The organism is Mycobacterium venezuelense (assembly GCF_054919535.1).
Window position 1 is genome coordinate 244,998 of the sequence record NZ_JBONDW010000002.1, and the last position, 14,858, is coordinate 259,855.

The 14,858-nt window shown below is 66.2% G+C and carries 13 protein-coding genes; 11 read left to right on the forward strand and 2 right to left on the reverse strand.

The window, feature by feature from the left end; all coding sequences use genetic code 11:
- The 9 genes from ACRCUN_RS03905 to ACRCUN_RS03945 all read left to right on the forward strand — a co-directional run bounded on the left by ACRCUN_RS03905 (position 1) and on the right by ACRCUN_RS03945 (position 9,459).
- On the forward strand, positions 1–1,056 hold the full coding sequence (locus ACRCUN_RS03905; RefSeq protein WP_462140349.1) for a C40 family peptidase: 1,056 nt from the start codon (positions 1–3) through the stop codon (positions 1,054–1,056).
- Positions 1,053–1,226 (forward strand): hypothetical protein, encoded by a 174-nt coding sequence (locus ACRCUN_RS03910; protein WP_462140350.1) that lies wholly within the window; start codon positions 1,053–1,055, stop codon positions 1,224–1,226. Before ACRCUN_RS03905 ends, ACRCUN_RS03910 begins: the two co-directional genes overlap by 4 nt.
- 35 nt (positions 1,227–1,261) lie before the next feature.
- The gene (gene satS / locus ACRCUN_RS03915) at positions 1,262–2,536 is read left to right on the forward strand and encodes a protein export chaperone SatS (RefSeq protein WP_462140351.1); all 1,275 of its coding nucleotides are present in this window, start codon (positions 1,262–1,264) and stop codon (positions 2,534–2,536) included.
- A gap of 362 nt (positions 2,537–2,898) precedes the next feature.
- Complete coding sequence (locus tag ACRCUN_RS03920) at positions 2,899–4,347, forward strand: purine-cytosine permease family protein (protein ID WP_462140352.1); 1,449 nt, start codon at positions 2,899–2,901, stop codon at positions 4,345–4,347.
- Between the two features lie 173 nt (positions 4,348–4,520).
- Positions 4,521–5,771, forward strand: coding sequence for a flavin-containing monooxygenase (locus ACRCUN_RS03925; RefSeq protein ID WP_462140353.1), 1,251 nt, complete (start codon positions 4,521–4,523; stop codon positions 5,769–5,771).
- Between the two features lie 17 nt (positions 5,772–5,788).
- The gene (locus ACRCUN_RS03930; RefSeq protein WP_462140354.1) at positions 5,789–6,226 is read left to right on the forward strand and encodes a RidA family protein; all 438 of its coding nucleotides are present in this window, start codon (positions 5,789–5,791) and stop codon (positions 6,224–6,226) included.
- Positions 6,223–6,897 (forward strand): DUF1028 domain-containing protein, encoded by a 675-nt coding sequence (locus ACRCUN_RS03935; RefSeq protein WP_462140355.1) that lies wholly within the window; start codon positions 6,223–6,225, stop codon positions 6,895–6,897. The genes ACRCUN_RS03930 and ACRCUN_RS03935 overlap by 4 nt, the downstream gene beginning before the upstream one ends.
- Positions 6,887–8,044: a M20 family metallopeptidase gene (locus tag ACRCUN_RS03940; protein WP_462140356.1), complete on the forward strand. Its 1,158-nt coding sequence runs from the start codon at positions 6,887–6,889 to the stop codon at positions 8,042–8,044. Before ACRCUN_RS03935 ends, ACRCUN_RS03940 begins: the two co-directional genes overlap by 11 nt.
- Positions 8,041–9,459: an aspartate ammonia-lyase gene (locus ACRCUN_RS03945; RefSeq protein WP_462140357.1), complete on the forward strand. Its 1,419-nt coding sequence runs from the start codon at positions 8,041–8,043 to the stop codon at positions 9,457–9,459. Before ACRCUN_RS03940 ends, ACRCUN_RS03945 begins: the two co-directional genes overlap by 4 nt.
- A gap of 5 nt (positions 9,460–9,464) precedes the next feature.
- Here ACRCUN_RS03945 and ACRCUN_RS03950 read toward each other — a convergent pair whose 3' ends face one another.
- Both ACRCUN_RS03950 and ACRCUN_RS03955 read right to left on the reverse strand, forming a co-directional pair.
- Positions 9,465–10,379, reverse strand: a complete 915-nt coding sequence (locus ACRCUN_RS03950; protein ID WP_462140358.1) for a LysR family transcriptional regulator — start codon at positions 10,377–10,379, stop codon at positions 9,465–9,467.
- A gap of 47 nt (positions 10,380–10,426) precedes the next feature.
- The gene (locus ACRCUN_RS03955; protein ID WP_462140359.1) at positions 10,427–11,944 is read right to left on the reverse strand and encodes an APC family permease; all 1,518 of its coding nucleotides are present in this window, start codon (positions 11,942–11,944) and stop codon (positions 10,427–10,429) included.
- Positions 11,945–12,354: 410 nt separating this feature from the next.
- Between ACRCUN_RS03955 and ACRCUN_RS03960 the strand changes: the two genes are divergently transcribed.
- Positions 12,355–14,481, forward strand: coding sequence for an oxidoreductase (locus ACRCUN_RS03960; RefSeq protein WP_462140360.1), 2,127 nt, complete (start codon positions 12,355–12,357; stop codon positions 14,479–14,481).
- A 9-nt stretch (positions 14,482–14,490) separates the two neighbouring features.
- Entirely contained in the window at positions 14,491–14,850 is a 360-nt protein-coding gene (locus ACRCUN_RS03965; RefSeq protein WP_462140361.1) for a cupin domain-containing protein, read from the forward strand.
- Positions 14,851–14,858: the final 8 nt, after the last annotated feature.

A 14,858-nucleotide genomic window follows, 5' to 3' on the forward strand; every position in this document is an offset into this window, starting at 1 on the left:
GTGCCGAGCGCACTGGTCAGCGCACTCGCCGCCCCATTGCACGAGGTTCGCGCCCTCGTCGGCCCAGGGTGGCCGGCCGGTGGCGCACCGGTCGCGCCGCTTGTCGCCGCACACACGACGCTGACCGAGATCGGTGCCGCGGCGGGCCGGTCCTGGGCCCAGGCCGCGGCAGGCTGGTCGGGCGCAGCCGCCGACGCAGCCGCCGACCTTGCCGCCACGACCGCTGCGACGATCACGGCCTTGGCCGACGAGGCCGATGCGCTCAGCGCGAGTGCGCAGCAGGCGGGCGGGGCCGTGTCCTCGGCCGGTGCCCGCCTACAGGCCATCGTCGACCGTTTCGAGGACCGCGCCGCTGCCCTGGAGCCGCGCCTCGACGAACCGGCCGTCGCCGAGGAACTGCTGGCCGAAGCGCAACGGTCACTGCGCGAGGCCATCGCCGTCGTCGACGAACTCCGGGCCGAACTGGACCGCCACGCCGTCGCCGTCATGCCCGCGAGCACGCCGGCGCCGACGGTTCCTGCCGGGTTCTCCGGTGGCTCGCCGGGCACCTCGCCGGGCGCCTTGTCGAGCGGCTGGGCCGGCGGCACCGGAAATCTCACCTCGTCCCTGCCTGCGTCGGGTGAGCTCGCGACGGCGTTACGCGACCCAGGCCTGTTCGGCGACGGCGTCGCGGTGCGCCTGCCCGATGGCAGCAGCGCGCTGGCTCCGAATGCGGTCGCGGCGACCGCGGTTCGGTACGCACTCACTCAGCTGGGCGTGCCCTACGACTGGGGCGGCACGACACCGGGCGTCGGCCTGGATTGCAGCGGTCTGACCCAGTGGGCATATCGCGAAGCGGGCTTGAACATCCCGCGCCTGGCTCAGGAGCAGGACATCGGCTCCGCCATCTCGGCGGATTCGCTGCGGCCCGGTGACCTGGCGGTATGGGACGGTCACGTCGCCATGATCGTCGGCGCCAACACGATGATCGAGGCGGGCGATCCTGTTCAGCTGTCGCCCATCCGGACCACCAACGCGGGTCAGGGGTTCCAGGGGTTCTGGCGGCCGACCGCATGAGCGCCCAGTTCGAGGACGCGATGACGAGGGCGCGGGCGCGGCTGATGGCGCTGGAACGCGCTGCCGACGCGCTGGCCGGTGTGCGCGATGCGGACGATGCAGCAACGCGTAGGCAACAGCTGCTGGACGGTCTTGTCGCCGAGCTCGGCCACGAACGGGAGGCAACCTGAATGCACGCCGAAGGCACGCCGTTAGGCTGTGCCGCATGGCTGCTGACATCGTGCCGGTCCGGCTCGGGCTGACCAAGGGCGACCTTTACACACTGTGGGCTCCGCGCTGGCGCGATGCCGGCGACGAGTGGGAGGCCTTCCTCGGCAAGGACGAGGACCTTTACGCCTTCGAATCGGTCGCTGACCTCGCCGCTTTCGTCCGCACCAACAGCGACAACGATCTGACGGATCACCCGGCGTGGGAGAAATTGACCACGGCGTCGGCGCATAAGTTCGACCCGTCCGAGGACCGCACGCACGACCTTGTCGGCGTTCCCGAGGTCGTCGCCGACAAGCCGACCGAGGAATCGGTAGAGGCGCTGCACCAGACCCTGGCGATCGTGTCGTCGATCGGCTCGGTGTGTGAGCTGCCGGCGATCAGCAAGTTCTTCAACGGCAACCCGGTGTTGGGCACGCTGGGCGGCGGGATCGAATCGTTCACCGGCCGCAGTGGACGCAAGCGCTGGGCCGAGGTGGAAGCGGTTATCGGGCGTGGCTGGGACGGCGTGCTCGACGCGATCGACGAGATCGTCACCGTTCCCGAGGGCATCGACGCCGACGCGGTCAAGAAGGCCGAAGCCGAACTCGAGGAGCCGGCCCCCGAGGAAGACGATGAGGACGGCGTCAGCGTCGAGACGGCTGCCGACGACAGCGATGCCGGCGACACCGACGAGGCCGAGAAATCCGAACGGAGCGCCGACGACCGGGCCGTGCTCGGTGGCGACGAGGATTTCTGGCTCAAGGTCGGCATCGACCCGGTACGGATCATGACGGGTTCGGGCACGGTGTACACGCTGCGCTGCTACCTCGATGACGAACCGGTCTTCCTGGGGCGCAACGGCCGCATCAGCGTGTTCAGCTCCGAGCGTGCGCTCGCCCGCTATCTGGCCGACGAGCACGACCACGACCTGTCGGATCTCGCGACCTACGACGACATCCGCACCGCGGCGACCGACGGATCACTGCGCGTCGACGTCTCGGACGAGAACGTCTACGTGCTGAGCGGTCTCGCCGACGACATCGCCGACGGTCCGGACGCGATCGATCGCGATCAGCTGGAGCTGGCCGTCGAACTGCTGCGCGATGTCAGCGACTACTCCGAGGACAAGACCGTCGACGAGACGCTGAGCACCGACAAACCGCTCGGTGCGTTCATCGCGTACGTGCTCGACCCGGAGACGGCCGACAAGCCGGCCGCTCCGTACGCCGATGCGGTCGAGCAGTGGGAGTCGCTGGAGCGCTTCGTGGAGTCGCGGTTGCGGGCGGAGTAGCCCCTACGTCGGTGGCCCACGCCAATACGTGGGCCCCGACGAAGCTGCGTGCCGCACCGGCGACAGTACGAGTTCACCTTCACGACAAGGCTTTTCCTGACGCCTGACCGTAGGACTCGATGGCGTGCCTCAAATTCCGGCATGCCGTGACGCTGTTTCATCACCTTGTCGGTGAGTGCGTGGCGGCCGCCGGTCGCGCCTGCGTGGCCGAGGCGCCTAGAAAGCGATTCAGCACAGCATCTGAATTTCAGAAAAACTACATCGATTACTTGTGTTTTACAGATCGATGCACCCTGGTTCATTGTGGTCCTCATCACCACCGCGGGCGGACGGATTCACCAGCCCACATCACGGAGGAACACATGGCTGACAATCCTGGCCAGACTGCCCCGATGCTGGAGCAGCACACGATCGGCTTCGTCCCGGCGTCCGACCGGCATGGCAAAGTGCGCGACCTTTTCACACTGTGGTTCGGCACCAACATCGCACCCCTGCCCATCGTCACCGGCGCGCTCGGGCCGAGCCTGTTCGGCCTCGATCTGTGGTGGAGCCTGATCGCGTTCGCCGTCGGACATGTCGTCGGCGGTGCGCTGATGGCGCTGCATTCGGCGCAGGGCCCGCAGATGGGCATCCCGCAGATGATTCAGAGCCGCGGGCAGTTCGGCACACTGGGCGCACTGATCATCGTCGTGATCGCGGCGGTCATGTACCTCGGCTTCTTCGCCTCGAACATCGTTCTTGCCGGCCAGTCAATCCACGGCATCGCCGGAACCGTACCGGTGAACGTCGGAATCATCCTCGGGGCGGTCGGCTCGGCGGTGATCTGCATCATCGGGTACCGGTTGATCCACTTCCTGAACCGAATCGGAACCTGGGTTCTCGGATTTGCCATCGCGGCAGGGTTTTTCGCCATCCTGACCTCCGATCTGCCGGCCGACTTCCTGAGCCGTGGCGGGTTCAACTTCGCCGGCTGGCTGGCCACCGTGTCCCTCGGCGCGCTCTGGCAGATCGCCTTCGCCCCATACGTGTCGGACTATTCGCGGTACCTGCCGAAGGATGTGGGTGTCGCATCGACGTTCTGGACCACCTATCTCGGCTGCGTGCTCGGGTCGTTCCTGGCTTTCGCCTTCGGCGCCGTCGTCGCGCTGGCCGCCCCGGTCGGCATGGACACCATGGACGGTGTCAAGGCAACCACCGGCGCCCTCGGCACCACGATGCTCGTGCTCTTCGTGCTCAGTGTCATCAGCCATAACGCGCTGAATCTCTATGGCGCAGTGCTGTCGATCATCACCAGTGTGCAAACCTTCCGGGCGCGTTGGATTCCCACGGCCCGGGCCAGAGTGATCCTGTCCGTGGTGATCCTGGTCGGCGCGTCGATCGTCGCCATCGCGCTGTCCGCCGACTTCGTCTCGCACTTCGTCAATCTGGTTGTGGCACTGCTCGTGGTACTCGTGCCGTGGACGGCCATCAACCTCATCGACTTCTACATCGTGCACAAAGGTGTCTACGACCTCGATTCGATCTTCCGCTTCGACGGCGGTATCTACGGCCGGTACAACCGCGCGGCGATCATCGCCTATGTGATCGGCATCGTTGTTCAGATCCCGTTCATGGCAACGTCGTTGTACACCGGACCGGTGGCCGATCACCTGGGCGGTGCCGATCTGTCATGGCTGGCCGGCCTGATCGTCACCGGTCCGATTTATCTGCTGCTGGTGCGGCGCGGCACCGATCCCGCAGTGGCCGGCGCGCTCACCGATGTCCATGACGCCAGCGAAAAAGACTGTCTCGCAGCGCAAGCCGAGGAATGACCAACATCGGCCCTGCCTGACCTCGGACTCGAAGGCTAAGCCGTCGGACGGCTCATCCATGGTGCCGTAGATCGCTTTTCACGATGAACTACATCGAATATGTGAGCTGTACAGATGCAGCGGCTAATTGAATCATGGAATAACGAACGACACTTGCTAACAGTGGAGGTTAGATGTCGAGCCAAGAGACCGAAGTTCTCGTGGTTGGCGCGGGACAGGCCGGTATCGCGATGAGCGAGCATCTCGGCCTGCACGGTGTGCCCCACCTCGTCGTCGAGCGTGATCGGATCGCTGAGCGCTGGCGCTCCTGGCGGTGGGATTCCTTGGTGGCCAACGGACCCGCATGGCATGACCGGTTCCCGGGCCAGGAGTTCAACATCGATCCCGACGCCTTCGCCGGCAAGGAGCAGGTCGCCGACTATCTCGTCTCGTACGCCGAGAAGATCGACGCACCGATCCGCACCGGCGTCGAGGTGAGATCGGTACGGAAGAACAACGGCCGCGCGGGATTCCACGTGGAGACGTCCGACGGTCCCATCGAGGCACGGTGCGTCGTGGCCGCGACCGGCGCGTTCCAGAAGCCGGTCATCCCGCCGGTCGTCCCCGACAGCGCGGGCATCCACCAGATTCACTCGAGTTCCTACCGCAACCCGCAGCAGCTGCCGGATGGCTCAGTCCTTGTGGTCGGGGCCGGGTCGTCGGGCGTGCAGATCGCCGACGAACTGCAGCAGTCGGGCCGCCAGGTCTACCTCGCGGTCGGACCGCACGACCGCCCGCCCCGCAGCTACCGCGGGCGCGACTTCTGCTGGTGGCTCGGTGTTCTCGGCAAGTGGGACATGGCGACGCCACCGCGCGGCGCCGAGCACGTCACGATCGCCGTGAGCGGCGCGCACGGCGGGCACACGGTCGACTTCCGCTCCCTGGCCGCCAGCGGCATCACGTTGCTCGGCATGGCAGGTCGGTTCGCCGACGGCGTCATGCGTATTGCGCCAGACCTGCGCAAGAACATCGAAAGCGGCGACGCGAACTACCTTTCCATGCTCGACGAGGCCGATGCCTACGTCGCCCGCAACGGTCTGGACCTGCCCGAGGAGCCACAGGCCCGCATACTCGGCCCGGACCCGGACTGCGTGGCCCACCCGATCCTCGAACTCGACACCGCCGCTGCGGGCATCACGTCCATCATCTGGGCTGTGGGTTTCGCGTTCGACTACGGCTGGCTCCAGGTCGACGCATTCGATGAGCAGGGCAGACCAAAACATCAACGCGGGGTCTCCTCGGAACCGGGCGTTTATTTCCTCGGCCTGCCCTGGCAGTCGCGACGCGGATCGAGCTTCATCTGGGGCGTGTGGCACGACGCCAAGTACCTTGCCGACCAGATCGCGATCCAGCGAAGCTATCTCGCCTACAAAGCCACCGTCTAGAAGAAGGAGCGCAGGCAATGCCCGATATCGAAGCACCCACCCACACGCGTATCCGACCCTTCAACACCAAGGTCACCTACCCCGAGCAGAACCTCGACAACGACCTGTGCCAGGCCGTCGTCGCGGGCGGCGTCGTCTATCTGCGCGGCCAGATCGGGCAAGACCTCGAAACCCGCGAGTCGGTGGGCATCGGCGATGTCGCCGCACAGACCGAGAAAGCCATGAGCAACATCGCCATGCTGCTCGACGAGGCCGGCAGCTCGCTGCGCGACATCGTCAAGGTCACCGTGTATCTCACCGACATCCGCTACCGCGAAACCGTGTACCGAATCATGGGCCGCTGGCTCAAGGGCGTCTATCCGGTATCCACCGGCCTGGTCGTGGAGGCGCTCGCGCGCCCCGAATGGCTCGTGGAGATCGACGCCACCGCAGTCATCAGCGAGGCAGCCAAATGACGTTCTCGCTTGTCGCCCGAGACCCCGCCACCGGCGCCTTCGGCATCGTGATCTGCTCATCGAGTCCCGCGGTCGCATCCCGATGTGCCCACAGCCGGGCAGGCATCGGGGTGGTCGCATCGCAGAACGTCACCAACCCGGCTCTTGGCCCGCTCGTGCTGGACTCGCTCGCCGCCGGGTCCGATGCCGAGGGCGCACTCAAAGCCGCACTGGCTCAAGAACGATTCCCCGCCTACCGGCAGCTGACCGTCGTCGACGCCAACGGCAACACCGCCGTGCACTCGGGCCCGAACAGCCTCGGCACACACACCCACATCGAAGGCGATCAAGCCGTTGCCGCCGGCAACCTTCTCGCGGACGAGAAGGTGATCTCGGAGCTCCTGGGGGGCTACGCGAACAGCGGGGCCGACGCATTCGAGGAGCGGTTGCTCGACGGTCTGCGGGCCGCGCTGGCCGCGGGTGGCGAAGCGGGTCCCGTGCATTCCGCCGGAATGCTTGTGGTGGAGGATGTTCCGTGGCCCGTGACGGATCTGCGGGTCGACTACTCCGACGACCCGATCGGCGATCTCGCCGCGCTGTGGCGGCTGTGGCAACCCCAGAAGAACGATTACCGCGTCCGCGGCATCGACCCGACGCAGGCCCCGTCATACGGAGTGCCAGGTGACCAGTAGCGATGCCGCCATCGCAGCGGGGGTCGCGACGGCTCATCCGGAGCTCATCAGGCTGTCCCGCGATCTCTACGACCACCCCGAGATCGCGTGGGAAGAGGTACGTTCCGCGCGCCGGGTGGCCGGAGCGCTTTCGGACGGCGGGTTCGATGTCACCGAACGTTACTGCGAGCTCGAAACCGCGTTCGCCGCGCGCATCGGCAGCGGTGACCTGCACGTCGCGCTGTGCGCCGAGTACGACGCACTGCCCGGCTTAGGGCATGCCTGCGGCCACAACCTGATCTCCGCCATCACGGTAGGCGCCGCGCTGGCTCTGGCGCCCGTCGTCGATGATCTCGGCCTGACACTGAGCGTGATCGGGACGCCCGCCGAAGAGGGCGGAGGAGGCAAGATCGAACTGCTCGAACGCGACGGGTTCAGCGGGCAGCACGCGGCCGCAATGGTGCATCCCGGGCCCGTCGACGTCGCGCGGGCCAAGCCGTTTGCCGTGTCGCACAGCCACATCGAGTACCACGGCAAATCGGCACATGCCGCCGCCTATCCGGAACGCGGCGTCAACGCGGCCGACGCGTTCACCATCGCCCAGGTTGCGATCGGGCTGCTGCGCCAGCAACTGCCATCGTCGGTGCGGGTTCACGGGATGATGACGCGTGGTGGCGAGGCTCCGAACGCGATCGCCGAACGCACCGAGGGCCGCTGGTACGTGCGCGCCGAGACGCTGGCTCAACTGGCCGAGATCGAACCGAAGGTGATGCGCTGCTTCGAAGCGGGCGCGCTGGCCTCGGGGGCGCAGCTCACCGTGACAGCGGAGTCCAAGCCGTATGCGGAGTTCCGAACCGATGACGAGCTTCTCGCGTGCTATGAACGGCGCGCGACGGCCGTCGGCCGGCACTTCGCGACCGGACCCGACACCATGATGGCACGGGCCTCCACCGACATGGGCAACGTCTCCCAGATCCTGCCCGCGATCCATCCCTACATCGGTATCGACTCGCTGCCCGCGGTCAACCACCAACCTGAATTCGCCTCGGCCACTGTCACTTCCGCGGCCGAGACCGCCATCGCACATGGCGCGCTCGCGCTGGCAGGCACAGTGGCCGACGGCGCATCCCAGACCCACATCCGGCAGCGACTGCTGAGCAGGCAATGACATCCGCGCAGCCGACCCGCACCGAGCATGATCTGCTCGGTGACCATGAGGTACCCGCCGGCGTCTACTACGGCGTCCACACGGCCCGTGCACTCGAGAACTTTCCCATCAGCGGTGTGCCGATATCCCGGCACCCTGACCTGGTGATCGCGCTGGCCGCGGTCAAACAGGCTGCCGCCGAGACCAATCGGCAACTCGGCCAACTCGACGACACAACCGCCGACGCGATCGCTCGGGCCTGCGTCGAGATCCGCGGCGGGGCGCTGCACGACCAGTTCGTGGTCGACCAGATCCAGGGTGGGGCGGGCACGTCGACCAACATGAACGCCAACGAGGTGATCGCAAACCGGGCGTGTGAGCTCTTGGGTCACCAGCGCGGCGACTACCACATTGTTCATCCCCTCGAACACGTCAACCTCGGGCAGAGCACCAACGACGTCTACCCGACCGCCGTGAAGATTGCGCTGGGAACGGCGACCCGCACGCTCGAGCAGGCGCTGCGAGATCTCGCCGATCACTGCGGCACCAAGTCTCTCGAGTTCGCCGACATGCTCAAGCTCGGCCGAACCCAGCTGCAGGATGCGGTGCCGATGACCCTCGGCCAGGAGTTCGGCGCGTTCGCGGTGACCATCATCGAAGACGCCGACCGGCTCCGCGAAGCGTCGGCTCTCATCGCCGAGATAAACCTGGGCGGCACCGCAATCGGCACGGGCCTCAACACACATCCGCAATATGCCGCGCTGGTCTGCGAACGGCTCCGCGCCCTCACGGGCCTACCGCTCACCACAGCGGGCGACCTCGTGGAGGCCACATCCGACGTGGGTGCGTTCGTGCAGTTGTCCGGCGTGGCCAAACGCAGCGCGGTGAAGCTGTCGAAGATCTGCAACGACCTGCGACTACTGTCCTCAGGGCCACGCGCCGGCTTCGGCGAGATCAATCTGCCGCCCGTGCAGGCCGGCTCGAGCATCATGCCAGGCAAGGTGAACCCGGTGATTCCGGAAGTCGTCAATCAGGTCGCCTTCGAGGTGATCGGCAACGATCTCACCGTCACGATCGCCGCCGAGGCGGGACAGTTGCAGCTCAACGCTTTCGAACCGATCATCGCCCGCGCGCTGCTGTCGTCACTCAACCACCTGACGGCGGCGGTGAACGTCCTCGGTGACCGCTGCATTGCGGGAATCACCGCCAACACCGACCATATGCGGCGAGCCGTTCTGCAGTCGGCGAGTATCGCCACCGCGCTCAACCCGGTGCTCGGCTACGAGGCTGCGACGGCTTTGGTCGCCGAAGCCATCGCCACCGGCGCGTCGATTCCCGAGTTGGTGCGGCGTTCCGCGCTCGTCGACGACGCGGTGCTCGACCGGGTTCTCAGCCCTGAGAATCTGTGCCGACCCACCGATCCCATGCGACGGTGAGCTTTTCAGCGGCGGTCGGCGAAGATCGCGCGGGCCGCCTCGGCGACTGCTCGCGCGCGGGCGGTGCTGCGTACCGACTGCAACCGGGCCAACACGATGGGTAAGCCCGGAAGGTCGTCACGAATGGGCACGACGCTCACCTCACCACCGTCGTAGGTACCCCGATGCGCCGGTATCTGGTTGAGAATCGAGAACCCATGGCCGCGCGCGACCAGCCCACGCACCGCCTCGTAACTGGCCGACCGATATCGAATGCGAGGCGTCACACCGGCTTTCGCGAGCATCGACTCGAAATAGTCTCGGCTGTCGGGCAAATCCAGCAGCACCATCGGTTCGTCGGCCAGTTCCGTCAGCCGAATGGATTTCCGGCTCGCCAACCGATGTTCGGGCGGTAGTGCCACGTACGGTGCGGCGACGCCCAGAGGTTCGGCGTCGACGCCACTTCCGAGCCCCAGGTCGTAAGTGAGTGCCAGTTCAGCGGTTCCGTTGCGGAGCACGGTGCGGATCGCGTCGGCGGAGGTTTCGATGACGTCGACCTCGAGATCTGGGTGGCGGTCCCCGAGGTCGGACAACAGCCGTGGCAACACAAATGGTGTCAATGTGATGAAACAGGCCAGCCGCACGGTTCCGTGCACCTGATCGACGCTGCCACTGGCGCTGTCGAGTACCTCGTCGAGGTGTGCCAGCAGTGCGCGAGTGTCGCGGAGCATTTCCTCGCCTGCCGCGGTCAGCGCCAAACCGCGTGCCCGGTGGCGGATGAACAGCTGCGTACCGATCTGCTGCTCGAGCTGACTGATGGCGGCCGAGACCGCCGACTGTGCGATGTGCAACTCGTCGGCGGCCTTGGTCATGGACAGGTAGGTGGCAGCTTTCACGAAGTACCGCAGCTGAGTCAGCGTGACGTCGGGACGTCTGCGCATGGTGGTACCCCTTACTCACTCCCCTTCTGGGTCGCGGCCTATCAGCATTACAGCTGCGCGGCTTCCTTACCAGCGACTGACCCGTCCAGCGGCGCGCCGGCAGGTCGCTCGGCCCGCACCGGCCGCGCCCGGAGATATCCCACCGCGCCGAGAATGCCCAGCACGGCCAAGGTGCCCAGCGTGAACACCTCGAACGTCAGCTGGCTGACACCCCAGGTCTCGACGAAGTCGTAGTCGAGCCCGAACAGCCGATCCAGCGTGCCGGGGAACACCGCCACCCAGGACCCCAGTGCCACCCACGCGAAGCACACCGCGCCGAGGGCACGGAAGCCCGCGTCGCCGGTCGGCACCCGGAACGGCCGTGGCACCTCAGGGAAGCGCGTGCGCAAGCGAACCGCCGCCGGGATCGTGATGACGTAGCTCAGCAGGAACGTGGAGATCGAAATGCTGAGTACCACACCGAAAATCGCCGCGGACGATCCGGTGACCTGCATGGCGACCAGGCAGAACACCGTCGCCACCACACCCGACAGCAGGTTGACGCGCACCGGGGTGCCCAGCTGCGGATGGAACCGGCCGAAGAACCCGCCGAAGAACGCGCCGTCTGCCGCGGCCATGGCCTGCATGCGGTCACTGATGATCATCCAGGCCGATCCTTGGGTCATGAGCACGACCGCGAAGACGATTCCGGTGATGGTCAGCATGGCCGGCGCAGCCGAGCCGTACACACTGAACACCGTCGACACGGCCTCCATGAGGCCGCCGATGCCGGTGATCTGGTCCGCCGGGAGCACGATGAGGATCGCGAAAATGGGCAGGAGGTAGGCCGCCGCCGCGATACCCGCCGAACGCGCGATCGCGAACGGCACGTCGCGGGCCGGGTTCTTCATCTCACCCGCGGCGCTGTTGCCGGACTCGAATCCGAGGTAGGAGAACAGCAACAGCGGGGTCACCCCGAGCAGACCACCCACCGTGGGGACGAAATCGCCGGCGGACAGTCCCGCGACCCCATTGCGGACGGCGTAGATCACCGTGGTCACGAGGAAAATGACCAGGAACAGGATCTTCAGGATCGCTCCGATGTTCGGGATCCACTTGCCGTGCCGGAGACTGATGATCGCAGCCAGCACGGTGAGCCAGATGAACACGAGCTTGAATCCGTAGTCGGCGAACGAGCCGTGCTCGAAGTGCATGACGTACGTGCTCCACGCCTCCGAGGCGATGAAGGCCATCGATCCGCCCACCCACACCGGTTGCGTGACCCACGTGAGCAGCGAGGCGATCGCTGCGACGGGTCTGCCGAAAGCCTTGCGGCACCAGACATATACGCCGCCCTCACCGGTGAAGGCCGCGCCCGTCTCGGCGAAGATCAGCCCGTACGGCACCAGGAAGAACACCGCGAGCACCAACGCCCAGGTGAAGGTTTCGGCGCCGAAGCCGGATACCTGCCCGAGCGCTTCGATCGAGACGACTGCCGCGACGATCAGGAACACGATGTCGAGGCGGCCCAAGGTCTTCTTGAGGTGTTTGACCTCGCGATCAGCCTGCGCAGTCTGTGTTTCCACATGTGATTCCACGGTGGACCCTCTGTTCTGGAGCGGGAATGTGATGGCCCCCACAGTGAGCCCACACCCCCGCAGCTGTAAAACATCGTTTTCTGTCAATTCGCATCAGAATTTCCGATGCGCAGGTCGACCCCTCCGCGCTGAGCAGACAGCGGAACAGGAAGGACATGTACCTTCCGGCGCACTGTGACGAACGTGCAGGGTTCTGTGCCGCGAAGGCGCAAACGCCGCAAAATGTTGCACGCTCGCCACAGCGCCTGAGCAGGGACACCGGGAAGGGCCGCGCGGCGAAATGCATCACCAAAACAGATGCAAAACCGCTGAAACCACTAGTTGACCGGGGTTTTGGGGCGCACCACGATAGCTGTAGCCCAGGCGTGAGCCACGTCACGAACTTTAGGAGTGACTCGATGCGAGACCCCCGGTACGACATCCTCTTCGAACCCGTACAGATCGGCCCGGTCACCGCGCGAAACCGCTTCTACCAGGTTCCGCACTGCAACGGCATGGGATACCGCGACCCGTCGGGCGAGGCGTACATGCGCCGAATCAAAGCCGAGGGTGGCTGGGCCGTCGTGTGCACCGAACAAGTCGAGATCCATCCCACCTCCGACATCGGCCCGTTCATCGAACTGCGGTTGTGGGACGACCAGGATCTGCCCGCCGTGGCTCGCATCGCCGAGAAAATCCACGAGGGCGGCGCGCTGGCCGGCATCGAACTGGCCCACAACGGATTGAACTCACCGAACCTCATCAGCCGCGAAGCCCCACTGGGACCGCAGAACCTGCCGGTCGTGTCGTGGAACTACGACCCCGTGCAAGCCCGCGAGATGACGAAGTCCGACATCGCCGACATGCGGTTCTGGCACCGCGAGGCAGTGCGCCGGTCTCTACAGGCCGAATACGACATCATCTACGTCTATGCCGGCCACGCCATCGGCGGCCTGCACCACTTCCTGTCCCGGCGCTACAACAACCGCACCGACGAGTACGGCGGCAACATAGAGAACCGGGCGCGCCTGCTGCGCGAGATCCTCGAGGACACCCGTGAGATGTGCGACGGCAGGGCCGCGGTGGCCTGCCGTATCTCGGTCGACGAGTTACTCGGCGACGAGGGCATCACGCGGGCCGAGATCGAAGACGTGATCGGCATGCTCGGCGAACACCCGGATCTGTGGGACTTCGTGCTGGGCAGCTGGGAGGACGATTCGGTCACGTCACGCTTCGGCCCCGAGGCCGAACAGGAGCCCTACGTGCGCGGGCTCAAGGCACTGACCACCAAACCCGTTGTGGGCGTAGGTCGTTTCACCTCACCGGACATGATGGTTCACCAGGTCAAGACCGGTGTGCTCGATCTCATCGGCGCGGCCCGTCCATCTATCGCCGATCCGTTCCTGCCCAGCAAGATCGAGAGCGGCAACCTCGAGGACATCCGAGAATGCATCGGCTGCAACATCTGCGTGTCCGGCGACTTCACCATGTCTCCCATCCGCTGCACGCAGAACCCCACCATGGGGGAGGAATTCCGCCGCGGCTGGCACCCCGAGAAGATCCGCGCGAGGGCGAGCGACTCGTCGGTACTCGTAGTGGGTGCAGGCCCGGCCGGGCTGGAAGCCGCCCGCTCGCTCGGCAACCGCGGCTACACCGTGAGCCTCGCCGAGGCCACCCGCACCCTGGGCGGCCGCGTCGCGCGCGAATCGAAGTTGCCGAGCCTGTCTGCGTGGATCCGCGTCGTGGACTACCGCGAGCAGCAACTGGCCAAACTCGACAACGTCGAGGTCTTCATGCAGAGCGAGATGACCGCCGACGACATCATCGACAACGACTTCAACCACGTCGTCGTCGCCACCGGTGCGCGCTGGCGCACCGACGGCGTCGGCCGCTGGCACACCAAGCCTCTCGAAATCACCGAAGGCGCAGACATTCTGAACCCCGACGCCATCATGGCCGGTACGCGCCCGCGCGGGCAGCGAGTTGTGGTGTTCGACGACGACCACTACTACATGGGCGGCGTGATCGCCGAGCTGCTCGCCAAGGAGGGCCTCGACGTCACCCTGATCACCCCCGCCGCGCACGTGTCCCAATGGACCACCAACACCCTCGAAGTCGCGCGCATCCGTAAGCGCGTGATCCGGGCCGGCATCGATGTGCGCACCAACACCGCCGTCACGGCCGTCACGGCCGACGGCGTGCAGACCGCGTGTGTGTACACGGGCGACCAGGGCGCGGTGAGCGCCGACTCGGTGGTCATCGTGACCGCGCGCCTGCCCTATGACGGCCTCTATCAGGAGCTGTTGAGCCGCGAGAGCGAATGGGCGGACGCCGGCCTGCTGAGCGTGCGGGCCATCGGCGACGTGTGGGCCCCGGCGACCATCGCGGCGGCCGTGTGGTCGGGCCACCGCTACGCCGAGGAGCTCGACGAACCGCAGTCCTTGGGCCCCGTGCCGTATCTCCGCGAGACTGCAGAGCTCGCACCTGAAAATCGGGGCACCCGTGCCTTTTTACCCATCACGCCGGCCCAGCCGGCCACCGTCTGAGGAGAATCCATGCCTGCGCTGATCCCCGCCGGCCCCGCGGCCATCGCGGCCATGACACCGAGCAACTATGTCACCGCCAATACCCTGCGCGAGGGAAACCCGGCTGAGCACGAGGCCGTGCACCTCGCCAGCTCCGACGCAAAGTTCACGGTCGGATCATGGCGCGCCGAGCCCTATGCCGAGTTCATCGAGAGCTACCCGGGCGACGAATACACCCGCGTGCTCGAAGGTTCGATCACGCTGACCGGTGACGACGGCGTCGCCCACACGTTCGGTCCCGGCGACTCGTTCACCCTGACCAAGGGCTGGCGCGGCGAATACCGCGTCACCGAGCCACTGATCAAGCAGTTCGCGATCTACGTCCCCTGAGAGGCAGG